This is a genomic window from Streptomyces cinereospinus (genome assembly GCF_042430725.1).
GTDB classification, from domain to species: Bacteria; Actinomycetota; Actinomycetes; order Streptomycetales; family Streptomycetaceae; genus Streptomyces; species Streptomyces cinereospinus.
The window spans coordinates 38,637-58,192 of the sequence record NZ_JBHMCY010000048.1; the positions used below are offsets into that span (position 1 = coordinate 38,637).

At 71.4% G+C, this 19,556-nt stretch carries 16 protein-coding genes; 6 read left to right on the forward strand and 10 right to left on the reverse strand.

The genetic code is table 11. The features are described from left to right. Positions 1-52: 52 nt before the first annotated feature. Together ACFF45_RS23280 and ACFF45_RS23285 are read right to left on the reverse strand one after the other, a co-directional pair. Positions 53-319: a hypothetical protein gene (locus tag ACFF45_RS23280; RefSeq protein ID WP_381348377.1), complete on the reverse strand. Its 267-nt coding sequence runs from the start codon at positions 317-319 to the stop codon at positions 53-55. Positions 320-1,009: 690 nt separating this feature from the next. Further along, positions 1,010-1,603, reverse strand: coding sequence for a TetR/AcrR family transcriptional regulator (locus ACFF45_RS23285; RefSeq protein WP_381348378.1), 594 nt, complete (start codon positions 1,601-1,603; stop codon positions 1,010-1,012). 130 nt (positions 1,604-1,733) lie between these two features. On the opposite strand from ACFF45_RS23285, the gene ACFF45_RS23290 reads away from it, so the two are divergent. After that, positions 1,734-3,164, forward strand: a complete 1,431-nt coding sequence (locus ACFF45_RS23290; RefSeq protein WP_381348379.1) for an amidase — start codon at positions 1,734-1,736, stop codon at positions 3,162-3,164. Positions 3,165-3,517: 353 nt separating this feature from the next. On the opposite strand, the gene ACFF45_RS23295 is transcribed toward ACFF45_RS23290, so the two are convergent. Both ACFF45_RS23295 and ACFF45_RS23300 read right to left on the reverse strand, forming a co-directional pair. Then, a complete protein-coding gene (locus ACFF45_RS23295; RefSeq protein ID WP_381348380.1) occupies positions 3,518-4,627 on the reverse strand; it encodes a mandelate racemase/muconate lactonizing enzyme family protein in 1,110 nt (369 codons plus the stop codon). 194 nt (positions 4,628-4,821) lie between these two features. Further along, positions 4,822-6,111: an MFS transporter gene (locus ACFF45_RS23300; protein WP_381348381.1), complete on the reverse strand. Its 1,290-nt coding sequence runs from the start codon at positions 6,109-6,111 to the stop codon at positions 4,822-4,824. A 669-nt stretch (positions 6,112-6,780) separates the two neighbouring features. On the opposite strand from ACFF45_RS23300, the gene ACFF45_RS23305 reads away from it, so the two are divergent. The 3 genes from ACFF45_RS23305 (at position 6,781) to ACFF45_RS23315 (ending at position 10,888) form a co-directional block, all read left to right on the forward strand. Then, entirely contained in the window at positions 6,781-8,040 is a 1,260-nt protein-coding gene (locus ACFF45_RS23305) for an ATP-grasp domain-containing protein (protein WP_381348382.1), read from the forward strand. After that, the gene (locus tag ACFF45_RS23310; RefSeq protein WP_381348383.1) at positions 8,037-8,390 is read left to right on the forward strand and encodes an antibiotic biosynthesis monooxygenase family protein; all 354 of its coding nucleotides are present in this window, start codon (positions 8,037-8,039) and stop codon (positions 8,388-8,390) included. The genes ACFF45_RS23305 and ACFF45_RS23310 overlap by 4 nt, the downstream gene beginning before the upstream one ends. A gap of 815 nt (positions 8,391-9,205) precedes the next feature. Next, entirely contained in the window at positions 9,206-10,888 is a 1,683-nt protein-coding gene (locus tag ACFF45_RS23315) for a SpoIIE family protein phosphatase (protein WP_381348384.1), read from the forward strand. Between the two features lie 63 nt (positions 10,889-10,951). On the opposite strand, the gene ACFF45_RS23320 is transcribed toward ACFF45_RS23315, so the two are convergent. The 4 genes from ACFF45_RS23320 to ACFF45_RS23335 all read right to left on the reverse strand — a co-directional run bounded on the left by ACFF45_RS23320 (position 10,952) and on the right by ACFF45_RS23335 (position 15,035). Beyond that, positions 10,952-11,491: a hypothetical protein gene (locus ACFF45_RS23320; protein ID WP_381348385.1), complete on the reverse strand. Its 540-nt coding sequence runs from the start codon at positions 11,489-11,491 to the stop codon at positions 10,952-10,954. Positions 11,492-11,544: 53 nt separating this feature from the next. Next, positions 11,545-12,099 (reverse strand): choice-of-anchor K domain-containing protein, encoded by a 555-nt coding sequence (locus ACFF45_RS23325; RefSeq protein WP_381348386.1) that lies wholly within the window; start codon positions 12,097-12,099, stop codon positions 11,545-11,547. Between the two features lie 742 nt (positions 12,100-12,841). Next, positions 12,842-14,740 carry a CASTOR/POLLUX-related putative ion channel gene (locus tag ACFF45_RS23330; protein ID WP_381348387.1) on the reverse strand — a complete coding sequence of 633 codons (1,899 nt, stop codon included), beginning with the start codon at positions 14,738-14,740 and terminating at the stop codon, positions 12,842-12,844. 145 nt (positions 14,741-14,885) lie between these two features. Continuing rightward, entirely contained in the window at positions 14,886-15,035 is a 150-nt protein-coding gene (locus ACFF45_RS23335; RefSeq protein ID WP_381348388.1) for a hypothetical protein, read from the reverse strand. Between the two features lie 13 nt (positions 15,036-15,048). Here ACFF45_RS23335 and ACFF45_RS23340 point away from each other — a divergent pair, with 13 nt between their 5' ends. Beyond that, entirely contained in the window at positions 15,049-15,471 is a 423-nt protein-coding gene (locus ACFF45_RS23340; protein ID WP_381348389.1) for a hypothetical protein, read from the forward strand. 129 nt (positions 15,472-15,600) lie between these two features. Here ACFF45_RS23340 and ACFF45_RS23345 read toward each other — a convergent pair whose 3' ends face one another. After that, positions 15,601-16,167: a flavin reductase family protein gene (locus ACFF45_RS23345; protein WP_381348390.1), complete on the reverse strand. Its 567-nt coding sequence runs from the start codon at positions 16,165-16,167 to the stop codon at positions 15,601-15,603. Positions 16,168-16,435: 268 nt separating this feature from the next. Here ACFF45_RS23345 and ACFF45_RS23350 point away from each other — a divergent pair, with 268 nt between their 5' ends. Next, positions 16,436-17,647 (forward strand): acyl-CoA dehydrogenase family protein, encoded by a 1,212-nt coding sequence (locus ACFF45_RS23350; protein WP_381348391.1) that lies wholly within the window; start codon positions 16,436-16,438, stop codon positions 17,645-17,647. A gap of 19 nt (positions 17,648-17,666) precedes the next feature. Here ACFF45_RS23350 and ACFF45_RS23355 read toward each other — a convergent pair whose 3' ends face one another. After that, the gene (locus ACFF45_RS23355; protein WP_381348392.1) at positions 17,667-18,842 is read right to left on the reverse strand and encodes a PucR family transcriptional regulator; all 1,176 of its coding nucleotides are present in this window, start codon (positions 18,840-18,842) and stop codon (positions 17,667-17,669) included. Positions 18,843-19,556: the final 714 nt, after the last annotated feature.

The window sequence follows — 19,556 nt, forward strand, 5'->3', positions numbered from 1 at the left end:
AGGAGGGAGCGGACGGACACCGGCGGCGGCGTGAACGGGGTGTGCTTCGTGGTCAGGACGTTGCGCGGAGCACGGCCGCGGTCACGCCCTGCGCGTAGGCCGGGTTGCGGGCGCCGGCGGAGTCGCCGACGGCGGCCAGCCCGTCGGGCCGGTCACGGGCCCGCGCGTACAGGGTGACCTGTCGATGCCCGTGCTCCAGTCGCGTGGCGAGACCGCCCCGCGACTGCCTCGGGACGCTGTACGGCGGGAACAGTGCGTCGACATCCTGCGCGGGCGCCAGGAGTGTCCTCGTCGCACACACCAGGCCTGTGTCCGTCACCCGCCGCACCGGGCGCACGGGGAAGGCTGTGCCGGTTCAGCACTCGTCGGTGAGGGGGCAGCTTGCGCGGCCTGTTGCCCCAGTAGTCCTCGTGGGCAAGTGAGGGGGCGTTCTGGGCCCACGGGTGCCATGGGCGGTGCATCAACGAGGGCGGGAGGTGCGGGCCTTGTTCGAGGGCTTCGAGACCAGCAGGGTTCAGGTTGATGAGGCGTCAACGACGAGGCACAGGTGGTCGAGGAAGACCCGGCACCGGGCTCTCTTCTCGTCGCCCATCGCTCGGGCCGGACGCTCGTGGGGGCGTGGTCCGAGGGTCTGCCGGCCACAGCACTACGGCCCTGGCGTACCGCCGTCGCAGCCGGCGCCGGCTGGGATGTACCGGCAGGAGGACCCCTGCCCGTCCGACTCCGGCGCCACCTGCCCGAGCCGTCTGTCCCGAAGTCCGCCGACAGCCGAGGCGAAGGCGCTCGAACACCGACAGTGCCGCCCTCCACCGCGGCGGCGAGCCACACCGACGGCGCGTCCGCCCCTTCCACGGCGGCGCGCCGCCCGCGTGACAGGACAGGACTTCCTCGGCCGAGCCGTACCGCGGGGAGGTGTCCGGCGCGCTGGACGGCGTGGCGCCGGTCCCGGCCGAGTCGAGGGCGGGGCCGCCGCGGCGCGGCAAGGGTTCAGCCGATGCGGCTGTCCCGGCTACTCCCAGAGGCCGGCCAGGTGTGCGTGGAGGACGTCGTGTGCCTCCTGCGGGGTGAGGTGGCCGATGAGGACGTGCGTAGTGAGGCCGTCGGCGAGGGCGAGGAGGGTGCGGGCCTCGCGCTGCGGATCGAGGGGCACGGCGCGGTCGGTGCCCTCGGCGGCTGCCGAGACGAGGTGGGCGAACGCCTTCTGCAAGGTTGCGTAGTTCGCCTTCAGCGTCGTCGCGAGCGCCTCGCTGACAGCGGCCTGCGCGACGAAGGCGAGCCAGACCCTGGCCTCGGCGCGGTGCTCCTCCCGGAGCAGTGAGACCTCGGTGGCCGCGTGCCCCAGGGCGGTGCCGGCCGACTGGGCCGGGCTCCTGACGAGGCGGGCCTGTACGCGCTCGCTGATCAGCTCGCCGATGTGCCCGAGAGTGAACACGAGCATCTCTTCCTTGGTGCGGAAGCACCGCTGGACGGCGCCCATCGACACCTGCGCGCGGGCGGCGACGTCGCGAAGGGTCACGCCCTCCAGTCCGCGTTCGTCGGCGAGGCGGCACACGGCCTCGGCGATGAGGCGGCGTCGGCTCACGTGATCCACCTGCCTGGGCATACCCGGTCGCCTCCCTGTTTCCCTGCGCTCTCCTGCGCAGCGACTTCATGCGATGCGCGCGCATCGGTTCCAGGGTACGGTTGCGGTTCCGATGCAAGCGCATTGGTACATCGGGGAGGAAGGTGGAGCCGTGCGGGATGCCCTGTGGAGGATGCCGGCCGCCGCGCAGGCGGAGGCTGTGCGCAGCGGAGACGTATCGGCCGTCGAACTGGTCGACAGTCACCTGGATCGCATCGCCGAGGTCAACCCGCGGGTGAACGCGGTCACGCAACTGCTCGCGGAGCGTGCCCGCGAGGCCGCCGCGCGGACGGACCGCAGGCGGGCCGCGGGCGAAGCGCTGGGGCCCCTCGCGGGCGTGCCCTTCACGGTGAAGGAGAGCACCGCCGTCGAAGGCGTGCCGACCACGTTCGGCACGGAACGCTTCCGCGATCTGGTGGCGCCGGCCGACGCACCCCCGGTGGCGCGGCTGCGCGCGGCCGGGGCGATACCCATCGGGCACAGCAACATCCCCACCCTGATCCTGGCGGGGATGCACACGCGCAGCGAGCTGTTCGGTGACACGGTCAATCCGTGGGACAGCGGCCGGACCCCGGGCGGCTCCAGCGGGGGTGACGCGGTGGCCGTCGCCACGGGCATGGCGGCGTTCGGGCTCGGCAACGACTCCGGAGGATCGGTGCGTGTCCCGGCCCAGTTCTGCGGCGTGGCCGGGCTGAAGCCGTCCACGGGCCGGTTCCCTGCCGACCACCGGGTGCTGGGCCCAAACGACCCGGGCCCGGCGTCCCAGATGCTGGTCACCGACGGCCCGCTGGCCCGCCGCGTGGGTGATCTTCGGCTCGCTTACGAGGTGCTGGCCGGGACCGATCCGCGAGACCCGCGGGCCGTGCCGGTGCCCGCATACGGCGCACCGCTCCCCGGACGTGTGAAGGTCGCGGTCGTGGCGGACCCTGGCGGGCACGGCACCCACCCCACGGTTCGCCGGGCCGTCGCCACCGCGGCCGACGCGCTCCGCGACGCCGGGTACGACGTGCGCGAGGAGCAGGACGTGCCGCGGATGGACGAGGCCCTCGCGGCGTACGGCCGGATCACCGTCACCGAGTTCGCTCCGACCTGGCCGGTGGTGCGCGGGCTGCTCGGCAGGGGCGGGGACCGCTACATCGAGATGATGATGGAGCAGACCCCGCCCGCGAGCGCGGACGAGTTCGTGCAGTTGATGGGCACCTGGCTGAACATCCGCCGCTCGTGGGCCGCATTCCTCGACCGGTACCCGCTGTTGCTCGGCCCCGTCTTCACCGAGCCGCCGGTCGAACCGGGGCTGGAGTCGCGCGACAGGTCAGGCAGGGACCGGGTCGGGTCGGGAATGCGTCTGTGCACCGTGACCAGCTTCGTGGGCGTACCCGGTGTGGCCGTACCGACCGGAACGGCCGACGGACTCCCCTCCGGCGTACAGATCGTCGGGCGTGCGTTCCGGGAGGACCTGTGCCTGGGCGCCGCCCAGGCGATCGAGGACCGGCTCGGGGTTCTCACACCGGTCGACCCCCGCGTAGGAGGCCGGACCGGCTGAGCCCGTGGGCCTTGAGGGGCGCGCACGGCCACCCCCAGCCCCGTCACCTCCGCACGCCGCGCCGTCCCACCCGCCCGGCCGTCGCCGCACGGTGGCGACAGGCGGCCTGTGCCGGCGCGCGGAGCCGGAGGGTCGTCGTGCGGAGGTGCGGCATCGCGGAAGCGAACAGCGCCGCACGGTGGCCTCCTCGTCGGCTCTCCGGCGGGAGGGGAAGAGCGCAGTGCGTCACGGCGTCGGCGGGCGTCGCATAGCGTCCCCTCGGCAGGACCATGACGGCCTTGCCGACGCTGACGCTGGCGGGCAGCCCGACCGCCGCGGACCTCGACGTCATCGCGGCCGACAGCGGGAGGTCGTCAGGGCCGTGTCCGCGGGGCGCTGCGGGCTTCCGCGGCGAGCAGGCCGGAGACGCCGAGGCCCGGCGCGTCGGGCAGTACGACCGTGGCGCCCCGGTACCGCATGCCGCCGGCGACGGCGGGACCCTTGAGCCACCACACCGCGTCGAGGTCGCTCACCGCCGTGGTGCCGTAGGCGGCCACCAGGCTGGCCGCGGCGCCGGTGCCGATCTCGCTCTCCAGCATGGAGCCGAGCATGGTGCCCATGCCCTGGGCCCGCGCCAGTTCGAGCAGGGTACGGCCGGTACTGAGTCCGCCGCTCTTCGCCAGCTTGACGTTGACCAGGTCTGCCGCGCGCCGGTGGATCACCTCCATCAGGTCACGCACCCCGAAGACGGACTCGTCCGCCATGATCGGGGTCCCGACCCGGTCGCTCACCCAGGCCAGGCCCTCCACGTCCCGGTAGGCCACCGGCTGTTCGACGAACTCCACCCTCGTGCCGGCGTCCTCCAGCGAGCGGATGACCCGGACCGCCTCGCGGGGCGTCCAGCCCTGGTTGGCGTCCAGACGGATGCTCACCTCGGGGCCGACCGCCTGGCGGACCGACTTCACACGGTCGACGTCCGCGGCCGCGTCCGTGCCGACCTTGACCTTCAGCACCTCGAAGCCCTCCGCGACCCGGCTCTTCGCCGCCGTGGCCATACTGTCCACCGTGCCGACCACCAGGCTCACGTCGGTGGGCACCGCCAGGCGGGAGCCGCCGAGCAGCCGGGCCAGCGGGATTCCGAGGCGGACCGCGGCCAGATCGTGCAGCGCGATGTCCACCGCGGCCTTGGCCGGTTCGTTGCCGACCACGGCACGGGCGACCCTGCGGCAGTTGTCCACCAGGTCGTCGGCGTCGCGACCGATGAGCAGCGGGGTGAAGACCTCGGTGACGCAGGCTTCGCTGGAGGCGAGCGAGGATCCGGTGACGGTCCACACCTCCGGTGCCTCACCGAAGCCGGAGCGCCCGTCCTGGTCGACGATCTCGACGACGACGGTGGAGACGTGGGTCAGGCTCGCCAGGGCGGTGACGAACGGCGTGTGCAGGGGAGCCACCAGGCGGTGGACATGGACAGCGGCGATGGTCATCGATCAGCCTCGTTGCAGTCGGGGGTGGGGGCACGCGCAGCCGGGTGCCGCGGTGCGGTGGTCCGGCCTCCTCGAACGTGCCGGCGGTGTGTCGCTGCTCCTCGCGCGTTCGCGCGGCGCGCGTGGGACCGGGGGCGGGCGGCCCCCAGCGGTTCGGGGGGTGACAGGCCCCGTCACCTCGGCCGCCCGGTGCGTCATGCAGGTTTCTCCATCGGTGTGTGCCAGCCGCGGCGTACGCCCCGGCGGGTCAGGATGGGGAGGCACAGGGCGGTACCGACGCCGCCCGTCCACAGGGCGGTGGACAGTCCGTCGAGCGAGATCAGCGCGGAGGCGCCGAGACTGCCGAGCGGCACCATGCCCCACAGCAGGAATCGCTGGACGGAGTTGACCCGGCCGAGCAGGCCGGACGGGGTGACGGTCTGGCGCAGCGTCAGTGAGATGGGGCCGAAGACCGAGTCGCCGAAGGCCTGCATGATCCCGCCGGTGATCAGGCCGGCCGTCCAGCCGATGGCGCCGAAGGCCGGCATGGCCATGCAGCCGAGTATGTTCACCACCAGGCTGATGATCAGCGCACGAGAGGTTCCGAACCGGTCCATCATGCGCTTGGAGAGCACGCTGCCGACGGGATACCCCAGACCGGCCAGACCCAGCACCAGGCCGATCTCCCCGGTGGACATGCCCCAGTCGTAGTGCAGGTAAAGGACCAGGGTGGACTCCAGCATGCTGAGGAAGAAGGTGTAGACCGCCCCGGCGAAGAGTACGGGTTCCAGCCAGGGGTGGCGGAGCACGAAACTCAGCCCCTCGCGGATCTCCCGGAGCATCGACCCGCGTTTCACCGGCGCCGGCTGCGGCTTCGGCTCGCGGTGCCGGATCGACGCGACGGCCGCGAGGGACACCAGGAAGGAACCCGCGTTCACGGCGATGGTGACGAGCGGGCCGAGCAGGCTCACCAGGGGCCCCGCCCCTACCGGCCCGAGGGTTCTCGACGCGGCCTCGGAGAGGTACAGCCGGCCGTTGCCGCGGTGCAGTTCGTCCGGATCGGATACCAGACTCGGCAGATACGTCGTGTAGGCCACCTGGAAGAACACCAGCGCGCATCCGCTGATCAACAGAAGGATCATCAGCAGGGCGAAGGAGAGCTGCCCCAGCCAGGCGATGAAGACCAGCGAGCCGAACACCGCGGCCTGGACGGCATTGCAGGCCAGCAGGACCGTACGGCGTCTGCGCCGGTCGATGAGCGCGCCGGCCGGCAGGCTCAGCAACAGGAACGGCGCGTTCAGCGCGAACGGGGTCAGCGCCGCCTGCGCCGCCGAGAGGTGCAGCGTGCTCACCGCGAACAGCGGCAGGGCGACCAGCATGAAGCTGTCCCCGAGCAGGCTGATCGACTGGCCCGCCCACAGCTTCCAGAAGTCGCCGGGTGCGGCCGGCCGGCCGGCCGGCGAGTCCGCGGGAGCCTCCGGCCGGGTTATCGCCGGCTCGCTCACCGCTGGTCCGCCGCGGTCGGGGTCGCGGTCCTGGCATCGTCCGGCACGGTCATCGTCCTGCGTTCTCCTCGCGGTTCGACTGGGTTTGGTCTTGTTCCCTGTCCCGGCGCGGGACGGCGCGGACGGCTGTGCCCGGCTCTCGGCCGCCGCGCGCATCGCCGCGAACGTCTGACATACGCGACTCGTCCGTCCGGCCGTACGGGATGCTCACGTCGTATTGCCCGGCCGGTCGGCGAGGAGGGCCGGAATCTCGTTCTCCGCTTTGCTGGATCGTGACAGCGAAAGCGCCCGGAGCGGACGTGCAGGATCCACATTCGGCCATACGGCCAATTATTCGCCACCGATATCGAGCCAAGTGGGACCCCCGCTCCGAGCACAGCCCGGGGCGAGGATATTCCATGATTGATTTGGGTAGTAAGCCGTCCATATGGGTGGCATGTGAGGGCACATTCGCTCCGTCCGCACAGGAGGGGCCGACGCGGTCGCCGACAAGGCACCCGGCGAGTCCGTCATACGTATGAGCAGGGGCGACTATAGCGCACCCCGATGGGCCAAAGTCCAGCATAAATCGGGTACTTGTCACGCAGTCATGCGTATGATTAACCTCGTTCCGTTCGATGCGCTCTCTGCACCGTCCGCAGGGGGATCAACGGGAAATAGGACGCAGCCATGCCACGAAACGAATACGTACTTCTACTCGGCGCCGACCAGTATCTTCGTGAACGGGCCCTCCTGGGGGCCAAGCAGGCTACCGATCTCCCCGTCTGGGCAGCCGCGAAGGACGCCGTACGCACGTCGAACCGCATGTTCGACTACATGCTGTCCGCCGATCCCATGGACTCGGATTCCCTGCTGAAGGCCATCCGCGCGCATTCCGAGCAGGGCTGGCATCCGAGAATGGTCGTTCCGCTCAACGACTGGACGGTGGAATCGGCGAACGCCGTGAACCGTGCCCTGCGACTGGGCGGGCTGGGTGCCTCGGTGGCGGTCAACGCCCGGAACAAGTACGCCATGAAGAAGGCCCTTCTGGCGGCGGGTGTCTCGACTCCGCGGGGACAGCTGGTCGAAACGGAGCAGGAGTTGCTCGACGCCGTCGAGGCCGTCGGGCTGCCCGCGGTCATCAAGCCGTACGACTTCGGCGGCAGCGGCGGAGTCGTGCTGGCCACCACCCGCGAGGAGGCGGTCGCCGGTCTCGCGGAGGCCAAGGGCGTCGTCGCGCAGCACGGATCGTCGTACCACATCCGCGGCGACAAGTATCTTGTCGAACAGTTCATTGACTCCGATGACGAGGTGTCCGTCGAGGTCCTCTGCGGCGCCGGCCGCTCCCAGGTCCTTACCGTGACCGACAAGTACCTGTCCCCGCGCCCCTGGTTCGCCGAGATGGCGCACCTGGTGCCGGGCCACCGCACCGGAGACCCGGTGCTGGCCGGCCTCGCCGTGCGCGCCTGCGCCGCGCTGGGCATCGACCGGGGACTGGCCCATGTGGAGATCAAGTTCGCCGCGGACGGGACGGCCTGGGTGATCGAGGTCGCCGCCCGGCCGGGCGGCGACGGGATCATGGACCAGGTCGAGCGGGCCTACTCGCTCAATCCCTACCGGCTCCACGTCGGCTCGTACCTCGGACACGACCTCCTCGACGTCGTCGCCGGCGCGGTGCCCACCAAAACGTCGGCCATCGCGTTCCTCAAAGCCTCACCCGGACGGATCCAGGACGTGATCGACGACAATCCGCTGCCGCCCGAGGTACGGCACATAAACATCAGCGCCCGGCGCGGTGACTTGTCCCAGAGCGCCAAGAACTGGAGCACCAGGGAGGGCTACGTCGAACTGGAATGGGACGAGCTGTTCAAGGAGAAGACCTGGCTTCCGGTGATCATGGCGAAGAAGCTGGCCGACGAGATGTTCGTGGTCGGTACAGTGGCTCCATGAACGATCAGCACGCAATTCCCCCGACCCCTGTCGAGGCATTTGAACCTCCTTATTATATGGCTGTCTTCACCGCGGTGCGTGCTCAGGACCAGAGCGGCTACGACGAGACCGCCGCACGCATGGAGGACCTGGTGAAGGACGTTCCCGGGTTTCTGGGGATGGACCTGGCGCAGACACCCGGCGGGCTGGGCATCACCGTCGGGTACTTCCGTGACGCCGACGCCCTCACGGAGTGGCGGTGCAACGCCGAGCACCGCGTGGCGCAGAAGCGCGGGCAGGCTCAGTGGTACCAGAGCTACACGCTGCATGTGGCGAAAGTGGAGCGGAGCCATGGGTTCGCGCGTGTGTGACACCCCAGCCCCCGCGTCCTGACCCGGCGCCTCTCGTCCTCTTCGCGGCCCTGCACAAGGGCCGCTTTTCCTGCGCCGCCCCGTGGTTCCGTCAAGAGGAGCAGTCGCTCGCCGGTCCGGGTCGTCCTCGCGCGCCTCCAGGAGCCGGACGACTCGGCGCATGATTGTCCCAAGGTCGGTGGTGATGCCATGCAACGTCCGGCGGTGCCGGACATCGGTGACGTCGTGAAGCCGCCGGCGCTGTGGACACAGGAACACCGCGGCCACCGCTCAGCTCACCGTTCCCGCACGCGCGCGACCGCGACCGCGGTCACCATCACCCGCCGGGCCCGCAGGTCGCAATTCCGCACGCCGCCTGCCGGGCCTTGCTGACCACCGGCCTCGGCACAGCGTCCACGCCGTCTGATCACGCGTGAGCGTGACGGTCGTCCGGACCGACGCGGCCCGCAAGGTGACGGCCATGGCGGCCGAGCAGTCGAAAGAGGCGCTGCCGGCCGTCGAGGCGGGCGGTCGGGCCGCCATGGCCGAACTCCGCCCCGTGACGGACCTGCCGGACGCCCCGGACCACGAGAGGCCCGACGGCTGGAGCCCAGCCGGAGCTCGCGCAGCTCGACGCCCTCGTCGCACGCGTACGCGCCGCCGGTCCCGCCCGTACGCGTCCGGGTGTCGCTGCCGCCGGATCCGCTGCCACCGGGGTGGACCTCGCGGCGTATCACGTCGTACAGGAGGCGCTGACCAACACGATCAGGCATCGACGGGGTATGCATGGGCTCCAGCGACAGCCGCGAGACGGAACTGGTGAACGGTGAGGGTTCATGCCGCAGTGGCACTTCCCGGAAGGTGATGACCTTCCGGCGCGTCAGCTTGTAGAGGGGACCTTGGCCCCCGTCGCCGTTCTCGACGCCCAGCTGCGTCATCTGTACGTCAATCCGGCATGGGTCGAGGTCAGTGGCCTGCCCGCCTCCGCGTTCCTGGGGCGAACGCTCGGGGAAGTGCTGCCGGACCTCCGGAGACCGGACGACGTCCTGTGCGAGGTGCTCAAGGACGGGCAGCCTCGGGAGGCAACCATCTCAGGAACGACAAACGTCTCCTCGCCGCTGGGGCAGAGGCTCTGGCGAGCGGTCTATCACCGTGTGGATCTGCCGGGCCGGGGCGCGTGTCTGTGCGGGATCGGCGTGGAGATCAGTAGTCTGCGCCGTTATCTGGACGACCTGGAGACCGCGCATCAGCGGCTTGCCCTGCTGGACGCCGCCGCCACGCGCGTCGGCACCACACTGGACGTCGAAACCACGTGCCAGGAGCTGGTCGACCTCCTGGCCCCCGCACTGACCGACCTGGCCGCGGTGGCACTCGTCGAGGAGGAGTCCACCGGTGCTCCCCCGCCCCCGCCCGGCTTCCTGCGGCTGCGCGAGGCGAGGGGCGCAGCGCCCCCCGGGATGGAATGGCTACTGCGCCAACTGGGCGGACCAGGTCCGTACGTCGACGTTCCCCGTGGCGTCGCCACGCGGCACTGCCTGGACACCGGACGGCCCTGGCTGGGCAACCTGGCCTCGGACGAGCTGTTCCAGAAGGTGACCGTAGACCCCGAACGAACCAGGCTCTTCCGTGCCGCCGGCATCCACTCGGTCCTCGTCGCTCCCCTGATCACGGCAGGCCGCCCGGTCGGTGTCATCCTTCTGGGGCGGGCCGGCGCATCGCAGCCCTTCGACGAGGACGACCTCGTGACGATCCAGGCGCTGGCCGACCGGGCCGCCCTCGCCATCGACAGCGCGCGCCGCTACAGCCACGAACACACCATGGCGCTGGAACTCCAGCGGGCCCTGCTGTCCGAACCCAGGACCCCGCACCCCGCCGTCGAAGTGGCCGCCCGCTACCTCCCCTGCGGCCGCAGCGTCCTCGTCGGCGGCGACTGGTACGACTCGATTCCGCTGCCTGACTCCCGCACCCTGCTGGTCATGGGCGACGTGATGGGCCACGGCTTCCAGGCCGCTGTCGCCATGAGCCAGTACCGCTCGCTTCTGCGCACCGTCGCCACGTCCGGCGCGAGCGTCGACAAGACCCTCGGCGAGTTCGACCGCCAGGTCGCGCAACTCGGCCTCGACCGCCTCGCCACCTGTCTCCTCGCGGTCCTGGATCCGCAGGCGGGCACCTGCACGGCGGCCAGCGCGGGACATCTGCCGCCCGCCGCCCTGCGGCCGGACGGCAGCGTCGAGGTCTTGTGGCTCCCGCCCGGCCCGCCCATCGGCACCGGACTCGGTGGCTACGAATCACTCACCGTACGCACGGACCCTGGCACCGTGCTGCTGCTCTACACCGACGGACTGGTGGAAAGACGCGGCACGGACATCGACGTCGCGGTAAGGGCGCTGGAGGGGCTGACCCTGCCCGCGGACGGCCCCCTGGACGGCATGCTCGACACGTTCCTGGCCGGCCTGGCGAACGGTGCGTACGAGGACGACGTCGCGGTTCTCGCCGCCCGCCGGCGCGCCACGGAATGAGGTGGGTCCTCCGGTCGCCGGCCTCCGCCTCTTCCCGGCCCTGGGGGCGACAGTTCACCACCCCTACCAGGTGTGAGGGGCGCCGGGCTGGAGGTAGAGGAAGTGCCCGCCGTCACTTCCCATGAAGAGCCGCTCCGGTCCCTCCAGCCCGACGAGGTCGACCCTGCTGCCCTCGGTCCCCTCGACGCCCAGCCGCACGTGCTCCAGGCACCAGTCGTCCTCCTGGGGGTCGCTCGCGTTCGGCATGGGCTCGAAGCGGATGTAGACGGGGTAGGCGCGGACGTCCGCCATCGTGCGGTGCGTCGGGTCGTTGGCCGCGGCGGATACGACGTTGGAGTCGCGTCCGAAGACGAAGGTCTCGACCGAGCCTGCCAACAGCTTCCCGCCCTGGCCTGTCGAGCAGCGGAACTCGCGGCCGGCGAGACCGACGAAGACCCGACTGTCCTGGAGCGTCTCGGCTGTCCGGTAGAGGATCTCGAAGCCGGCCTCCTGCGTACTCGTCCGCAGCGTGACGGTCACCTTTTTGATCATTTCCACCGTGCGTGGTCCCATCGCTGTCGTGACCGGGTGTTCGGTGAGCGGGCCGGCGAGCGCCTGCTTCATGACGACGGGAATACGCCGCCTGGTGGCGCTCGCCCTGTCCGTGCGCGGTGTGGCTACCTCGGGCCGTTGTAGCGGGCCAACCGGACGTGCAGGTCCGCCATGTTGCTCTTGCCCTCAGGGCTGCGGTACTTCTGGTTGAGTACCTGGGTGTCGTGTGAGTAGAAGCCCTCGAAGATCATGTCGGACTCGACTCCCCCGATCTTCACGAAGCGCAGGGCCCGCCACTTGTCCTCCGCGCTGAGAGGGTGCACCGTGACTTCGTCCGCCTGGGCCGCCTCGGGGCCCCGGTTGGGCGACTCGTAGTGGTCGAAGGTGATGGTGAGGTCGCGCGTCGGTCCGTTCGCGACACTCGCCGTGATGTACAGATCCACCGTGAACCGCTCGAACGGCGTGAGGATCGGGTAGTTGGAGTGAGTGAAGGTGCCCAGCACCCACGCGGCACCGTCGACGTCCACGTTGTTGGTGCCGCCCTCGAACTCGTAGGAGCTGGTCTCGGTCTCCGCGGGCTGGCCCCAGGTGATCCTGCCGGTTCCCAGGCCCCGGAAGGACGAAAGGTCCGACGGGCCTTTCACGTTCTGCCAGACACCGCTGATGTTGATTTCAGGCATGGTGATGGCGCCCTTTCCCATGGCATCGCTCGATGAGTTGCCTACCTGGCCGCTGCGGACTTCGACCGTGTCCTTGACGTCAACCGGCGGTGACGGTGGCGGCGGCCGGTGCGGGACGCGCGCCCTCTGCCGCGTGACGTGCGCGTGCCGGCGCCACGGTCCGGTGCGCCCCTCCCCTCCGCCCCCTTCGACCCGCCCGTTGCGCATCAGAGTCGGGGATGTCCGGTACTGCACGCAAGGCTGCCTTTTGCGCCACGAATCAAGCCGCAGGGGCAGGGCCGGGCGGGATGTGCACGGTCGTGATCAGGCGGCATGTCCCGGCGCCCGCGCCGCGGTAGGCGTGGGGGCGTCACCGTCCAAGGCGGCGCTCCGCCCGGCCTCGACGGGACGCTCGGTGCCGTCGACGAACGGCACCAGCCGTCGGGCCGGCCGATGCCCCGGGGGGCACCCCGGCGGAGGACCGCCCCCGCGTTCACCGTCCCGCCGGCCGGCGCCCCGCTCTCAGCCGTCATGACGGTCACGCCACCGCCATTCCGACCCGCGCGGAACCGGTCCGCGAAGTCGGCGTGGGCAAGCCCCCAGGGCTCACCGGCTGTCGTATCGCGAGGTCGGGGAAGCGTGAGCGACGGGTTCGGGCGGCGGTTCGGGTCTGCCCGGGCATGACTCGCAGCATCGCCGACATGTCGGTCTCTCTCGACGGCTCCGGCACCAGAGGTCCCGCACGTCGTCCGGGTGGTCCAGGTCATTCCCGGCCGACGACCACGACCTCGTCCCGCGCGTCCCACCGGCGGCGCTCGGTCTTGTGCGGGTTGATCCGGATGCCGTAGCCGGGCTTCAGGGAGGCGTCGGCGTGGCTTCGGTACCCGATGGCGCACTCGCCCCTGAGCCGCGCCGCGGCCACGACGGTGGCGAAGGCCGTCTCGCGGTCCGGCAGCACGTAGTCGGAGGCCGGTCGCAGGTGGACGCCGGCGCCCTCGGCGGAGAACAGCTCCTCGAACACGGCCGCCAACCGCCGGTTCTGGGAGATCTGCGCCATCAGCAGGCCGATGAGCTTGCCGCTGATGATGACGTCGGCGCCCGGGCTGATGGGGGCCAGCGCCCGGTTGCGGTCGTCGATCAGTTCGGTGACCACGGGAAGCTCTCGTCCGGCGGCCTGCTCCAGCCGGCGCAGGAGCAGCAGGGTCACGAGGGTGCGCAGGTCGGGTTCGTCCGAAGGTCGCTCGGGGGCCGGGTCCCGGCCGAGCACGATGACGCTGTCGTACGAGGTGATCTCCAGGTCGGACAGGGTGCCGGGGCGGGTGACGTCGCCCCGCCGCAGGGTCAGGGTGAGACCGGCGCCGGCTTCCCGGTCGGCGTCATCGACCTGCTGGAGTGTGACCTCGCCGTCCTCGGCGACCACGTCGACGGCCGAGCCGGGTCGGGCGCAGCGGCGGAGTTGCTCGATGACGAGGGGCGCCCGCCGGTTCCAGCCGAGCAGCAGCACCCGCTCGGGCGGTGCGGGGGGCGGCTGCTCGCTCGCCATCGCGGTCTCCTCCACGTGGTGGGAGCAGTCGTCCGGCCGTGCGGTGTCGTCGTCGCGGGAGATGACGACGAGCTGGTCGTCCGGGCCGATCGGCGTGTCCGGTGGTGGGCTGAGCAGGGGGGTGTGGCCGCGTACGAGTCCGACGACGCTCGAAGCGGTGTAGGCCAGCAGCACGTCGCCGAACGTACGTCCGACCAGGGACGGTTCGCCGGTCAGGTAGAACTCGTCCCCGGCGAAGTCGAGCAGTTCGCGGTGGACGAGGGAGAGTCCGGGGCGGCGGGCGGCCTGCACGATCAGGGCGGCGGTGACGGTGTCGCTCTCCAGGACGATGCCGTGGGGGCCTGCGGCGAGGGATGCCGCCAGCCGGTAGCGGTCGTCGCGCAGCGCGGCGATGACGGGCGGGCCCGTGTCGCGGTCGGGGAGCGCGGCCCGGAAGGCCAGCAGGGTCTTGACGACCTGGGCGTCGGCGTCGGGCTCGTCGTGGGGAAGGACCAGGACGACACCGGCCTCGGCCGGGTTCGTCAGGGCGAGGACGGCGGGGTCGGTGGTGGGACCGCTGCGGCAGATCAGCCGGGTACGGCCGCTCGGCCCCAGCTTGGTGTTCAGTGCCTCCTCCATCACCGTCTTGTCCCGGTCTGCCAGCAGGGCGAGGGCCGCTCCCCGCCGGTTGGCGTTGGCGGCGACCAGCTCACCGACCACCGTGAACACCTGCTCGGACCAGCCCAGCACCACGGCGTGCCCGCGCTCCAGGACCGTGGAACGGCCCCGGCGCAGCGCGATCAGCCGCTCGGTCAGGGCCGTGGTGATCAGTCCGACGAGTGTGGAGACGTACAGCAGGGCCACGAGGGCGAGCAGCACGGACAGCGCGACCCTGAGCGGCGCCCCGGTGACTCCGCCGAGCCGCAGTGTCTCGCCGGTGAGCCGCCAGACCTGGGACAGCCGGCCGGTCAGGGAGGCGGGAGCGTCGGGGTCGGTCCACACCACCGCCGCGCTGGCCGGCACCACGACCGCCAGGCACAGCAGGGCGAGCCAGCCCCCGAGAGCCGGGGCGCCGCGCGCCAGCGTGCTGTCGAACCAGTAGCGGAGCCTGTCTCCGAGCGGAGTACGTCGTGGCGCCACCTGCTCCCCCGTCGCCGTTCGTCCGGTCGCGGCCGGCCCGGCGCGCTCCCCGCGGGCACGGCCGTCCGCTCTTCAGAACCAGCAGTGTGCTGTCCGGACCGCCCGGACGGACGGAGATCACCTCCGCTTCACACCTTCGGGCAGATCACCGCCGCGCGCTCAGCGCCCTGCTCCAGGACGGGCGGTACGCGCTCACCGGCAGCGTGGCGGCGGCGCGCGGCCCGCCGGTGGCGGCAGGCAGCACGTCGGCCGTGATGCTGGTGAACCCGGCCTCGTCGAGCAGCTCGGTCCCCATGCCCTCCTGGAGGATGCAACGGCGCATCCTCGTCGCCCCGCCGTCCGGTGTCTTCGCGGGAATGCCGGCAGCCACCGCGTCGGCCTGGGCGGGAGCCCCGTTCAGATTGTGGGCGAGGGTCGCGAACACCAGCCGCCGCCCGGCGGCAAGCACCGGCCGCCGCAGGCAGCAGCTCGCGCGGCTCGGTGAGGTCCACGGCGCCGAGGATGCCGTACAGCACGTCGTACGTGCCGGTCATCGCCTGTGGGTGGGGCACCGCGTCGGACTGCACGAGGCGCAGACGAGGCGCGAGGTGGGCGCACAGGCCGGTGGCCGTGCCGTGCTGGGCGGGCGAGGCGTCGACGGCGACGCCCCGGGCCGGCTGGTGATGAACCGCCAGGTGTGCCGGGTGGCAGACTGGGCCGGCGCCGAGGTCGCCCGCACAGCGGCCGCCTGATCGCGCGCCGTGCGGCGGCCCTCGCCGGGCGCGGAGGCCGCAGTGCGGCGGCTTCACCGGTCTCGTCCCGTCACTCCGGCAGGCACCCGCCCCGCACCGCGGACCCGCGGGACGGTCGGTGACTTCTCCTCAGGCGTCCCACCAGGCGAAGGGATGCGACGGCGCATGGCGTACGGCGGCGCTGTCCAGCTTGACCAGCCGTCCCTGGTAGAAGACCAGCGGCCGACGGTCGCTCCCCGCCGCCGTCATCCGCTGCACCCGGCCCATGATCGCCAGATGGTCACCGGCCTCGAAGGTGCTGTCGACCTCGCATTCGATCCAGGCGATCGCGTCCCGCAGCTGCGGTGCGCCGTTCTCACCGGCGTCGAACGCGCCGGAGGCGAACCGGTCACCGGTACGACTGGCGAATGCGGCGCATTGGCGCTGCTGGTCCTCGGCCAGCACATTGACACAGAACCGGCCCGCGGCCGCGATGGCCGCGGCGCTGGCCGAGTGCAGACCGCAGAAGAAGGCCACCAGCGGTGGATCCAGGGACACCGATGTGAAGCTGCCCACGGTCACGCCGACGGGCCCGTCGGCACCCTCGGCCGTCACCACCGACACCGCGGTCGGCACCCGGCCGAGGACCCTGCGGAACAGGGCCGCGTCCACCGCTTCCACCGGCCGGGGCTTTTCGGAAGTGCTCGGTCCTGACATCACGACCTCCAAGAAGGGGAGTTTCGGGAAAGTGAACTCACCATCACGTCGAGATGACATGGGCTCAGGGTCCAAAGGTGCGGAACACGGCTGGGGCGCGAGTCCTACAGTCGTCCGGCCACGGCCCCACAACCCCACGGCCGCACCGAATGTTGCCGTCCCGGCACGAGGACACCGGTGCCGCGCAGGGCGTCGAATCCCTCGTACAAGACCGCACCCCGTGCGACGTGACCACGCGTCGCCGCGGCCGACAATCTGAGGAACCACCATGACGACCAGCATCAATCCAGTCCCGCCCCAGCCGACCGGGCAGGCCGCCGAGCTCGTCGAACGGGCCGCAGGCCTGGTCGGGATGCTGCGCGACAACGCGGCCCGGACCGAGAGCGACCGCCGTGTGGCGGAGCAGAACATCAACGCGCTGGCCGAGGCCGGGCTGTTCCGGCTGACCGTGCCCCGTCGGCTCGGCGGCCACGAAACGACCCTCAGGACGTTCCTGGAGGTCGGGGCGGAGCTGGGACGCGGCTGCGGGTCCACGGCCTGGGCGGCGACGCTGATCAACGTGTGCGGCTGGCTGACCGCCCTCTATCCGGAGCAGGCCCAGAAGGAGGTGTGGGGCGCCGATCCGCAGGCGCGGGTGTGCGGCGTGATCGCCCCGAGCTCCACCAGCAGGGCCGCGGCGGGCGGACAGGTGGTGACCGGCCGCTGGGGCTTCGCCTCGGGCTGTCTGCACTCCCAGTGGGCGCTGCTCGGGATGCCCGTCGTCGACGACTCCGGCGAGCAGGTGGACCAGGGTCTGGCCCTGATCCCGATGGAGGACCTGACCGTCGAGGACACCTGGCACGTCGCCGGGATGCGCGGCACCGGCAGCAACACGCTCGTCGCCGACGAGGTCTTCGTGCCGTCCCACCGGATCATGTCGGTGACCCGGGCGATCGAGGGCGAGTACCCCACGGAGTACAAGGAGGAGGCGCTGTACCGTTCGGCGTTCGTCCCCGTACTCGCCCTGGTGCTGGCCGGCCCTCAACTGGGGCTGGCGCGTGGAGCCCTGGAGACGGTGACCGCCTCGCTGGCCAAGGGCAAGGGCATCTCGTACACCTTCTACGACCGGGCCAGTGAGTCGCCGTCCACGCAGATGCAGGTGGCAGAGGCCGCGCAGTTGATCGACACCGCGTACCTGCATCTGATGCGGGCCGCCGACGACATCGACGCGTGGGCCGGCGCGGGCCGGTACATGCCGGTCCTCAACCGTGCCCGGGCCCGCATGGACACCGGTTATGTGGCCCGGCGCTGCCGGGAGGCCATCGACATGCTGCTGAGCGTGCAGGGTGCCGGGAGCTTCGCCGAGGTGAGCCCGTTGCAGCGGATCTGGCGGGACCAGGAGACCGGCAGCCGGCACGCCGTGATCAATCCGGCGATCTCCACCGAGCTCTACGGGCGGGCGCTGCTCGGGATCGAGGAGCAGGTCACCCCGCTCGTCTGACGGTCGCGACCATGTGCCGTCACCACGCCGGGGCGCTCTCGGGCGCCTCGGCCGGGGTGAGGGCGGCGGGCCCCAGCACGGACACCAGGTGCAGGGCGGTCTCCGTCTCGAAGCGCCGCGCGCCGATGTCGTGTCCCAGGAGCTGCTGGGCCCGCTTGACCCGGTAGGCGACGGTGTTGCGGGCCACATGTGTCTGCTCGGCCGCCGCCTTCAGGCTGCGCCCGGACGCCAGGTAGTGGCGCAGGGTCTCCCGCAGTTCCGCGGCCTGCTCGGTCCGGGCGGCCAGGGGCCCCAGCTCACGCTGGAGGAACCGCCGCGCGCGCGGCAGGTCGGCGCTGAGCAGCGCGGCCACCTCGATGTCCTCGTAGCGGACGACCTGGGTGTCCGGGCGCGGGTTCGCCTGCGCGAGGCGGGCGGCCAGCAGCGCTTCCTCGTGGGTCTGCCGGAAGCCCGCCACGCCCGTCCCCACCGAGCCGCAGGCCAGACGGATGTTGTCGCGGACCGGAAGCGATCCGGCGGGCGGGACGGCGTCGTCGAGCCAGGCACCCCGCGAGCCCCATGCCCACAGCCCCGTCCGTCCGATCGGCACCACCAGCGTGGCCGTGGCCTGACAACCACGGAGAAAGCCGACGGCCGCTCGCTGCAGCTCGGCGCTGCTGGTGCCCGTGGGCCGGTCGAACCAGGCGCTGAGGGCGATGTGTTCCCGCGCCAGGGGGTAGTCCAGCATGCGTGCGGCGGCCTCGACGTCCACCGCCTCACCGGCCAGGATGGCACGCACCGTCGCCTCACGCGCCGCCGCGGTGCTGGTGACCCAGCGGTCGTGTTCGGCCAGGTACTCCTCCGCCATGTGGGAGGAGAAGCCGTTGATGAACCGGAACAGCATGGACGAGAGGTGCCGCATCTGCGCCGGCCGCTGCTCGGCCGGGACGAGGGTCTCGCACGCGGCCATGAAGGCGTGGGCCATCCCGGCATGCCCGAGGTGAATACCGCGCATGACCTTGTCCAACGGCACACCGCGGCGCACGAAGTCGCGGTCTCCCTGGAGCGCCTCCTCGGTGATCGGGGCGCTCACCGACGGGTCGACGAGCATGATCAGCGACCGGAGGATCGCCGACTCCGTGCCCATGCGCAGCGTCTCGAACGGGCCTTCGCCGCTGCCGAACTCCGGGATCTCGTGGGAGATGGTGGTCGCCATGTCATGGCCCACCTCGACGGCCCACTCCACCGGCCCCGGCCCGAGGACCGCCGTCGTCTCGGCGACCGTCTCGGGGGAGCTGGCCGCACGGACACCTCCCGGGCGGCGGGGCGCCAGGCGCCGCAACCAGCGCAGATCCGGCAGGGTACCGCCGCGTCCGCCATGTTCCGGGGCCGCGGGTGCGCGGTCCGCGGAACGGGGGCCGGCCTCGTCTTTACTCAGGGCGTCCACAGGGCGTCCTCCTTTCTGCGCACGGCGAGGCATCGTCACGTCGCTGCTCGCTCGGGCGTCACCCGCACACGGCTCGCCTTCGCAGGCCGGCTGTGGGTGTCGGCGTGTCGACGGGGCCGCGTCTTCAGCGTATGCCGCAGTCGTCGCGCGCGGTCCCGGCCGGGCGCGGTGCGGTGATCACCGCCTGCATGCGTGACCAGTTGCATCGCGATAATCATTATCGTGATTCTCACATGACCAGGCAATGCCCTCGCCGCAAACCTCCTCACGTGGGCGGTCGCTCGGCAGGAAGCCGCCGGACACACCTCGTCCCGCCCGGGATGCCGGGCGGGACAAGGCATGGCGTGAGGACGGTCAGAGGCGCAGCAGACGCTCCGCGTTCTCATGGGCGATCTTGAGCTTGGACTTCCGCGGGAGGTTGGCCTGCTCGAAGAAGGGCAGGACGCCCTCGTTCCCGGCGAAGGGGTAGTCGACCGCGAAGAC

What these genes read in the sequence shown, in the direction of transcription:
- ACFF45_RS23285 (WP_381348378.1), bottom strand. Translation starts at nt 1,603, where the DNA reads ATGCCCAGGCAGGTGGATCACGTGAGCCGACGCCGCCTCATCGCCGAG.
- ACFF45_RS23295 (WP_381348380.1), bottom strand. Translation starts at nt 4,627, where the DNA reads ATGACCATCGCCGCTGTCCATGTCCACCGCCTGGTGGCTCCCCTGCAC.
- ACFF45_RS23305 (WP_381348382.1), top strand. Translation starts at nt 6,781, where the DNA reads ATGCCACGAAACGAATACGTACTTCTACTCGGCGCCGACCAGTATCTT.
- ACFF45_RS23310 (WP_381348383.1), top strand. Translation starts at nt 8,037, where the DNA reads ATGAACGATCAGCACGCAATTCCCCCGACCCCTGTCGAGGCATTTGAA.
- ACFF45_RS23315 (WP_381348384.1), top strand. Translation starts at nt 9,206, where the DNA reads ATGCCGCAGTGGCACTTCCCGGAAGGTGATGACCTTCCGGCGCGTCAG.
- ACFF45_RS23320 (WP_381348385.1), bottom strand. Translation starts at nt 11,491, where the DNA reads ATGAAGCAGGCGCTCGCCGGCCCGCTCACCGAACACCCGGTCACGACA.
- ACFF45_RS23325 (WP_381348386.1), bottom strand. Translation starts at nt 12,099, where the DNA reads ATGCCTGAAATCAACATCAGCGGTGTCTGGCAGAACGTGAAAGGCCCG.
- ACFF45_RS23335 (WP_381348388.1), bottom strand. Translation starts at nt 15,035, where the DNA reads ATGGGGACCGAGCTGCTCGACGAGGCCGGGTTCACCAGCATCACGGCC.
- ACFF45_RS23340 (WP_381348389.1), top strand. Translation starts at nt 15,049, where the DNA reads ATGCAACGGCGCATCCTCGTCGCCCCGCCGTCCGGTGTCTTCGCGGGA.
- ACFF45_RS23345 (WP_381348390.1), bottom strand. Translation starts at nt 16,167, where the DNA reads ATGTCAGGACCGAGCACTTCCGAAAAGCCCCGGCCGGTGGAAGCGGTG.
- ACFF45_RS23350 (WP_381348391.1), top strand. Translation starts at nt 16,436, where the DNA reads ATGACGACCAGCATCAATCCAGTCCCGCCCCAGCCGACCGGGCAGGCC.
- ACFF45_RS23355 (WP_381348392.1), bottom strand. Translation starts at nt 18,842, where the DNA reads ATGGCGACCACCATCTCCCACGAGATCCCGGAGTTCGGCAGCGGCGAA.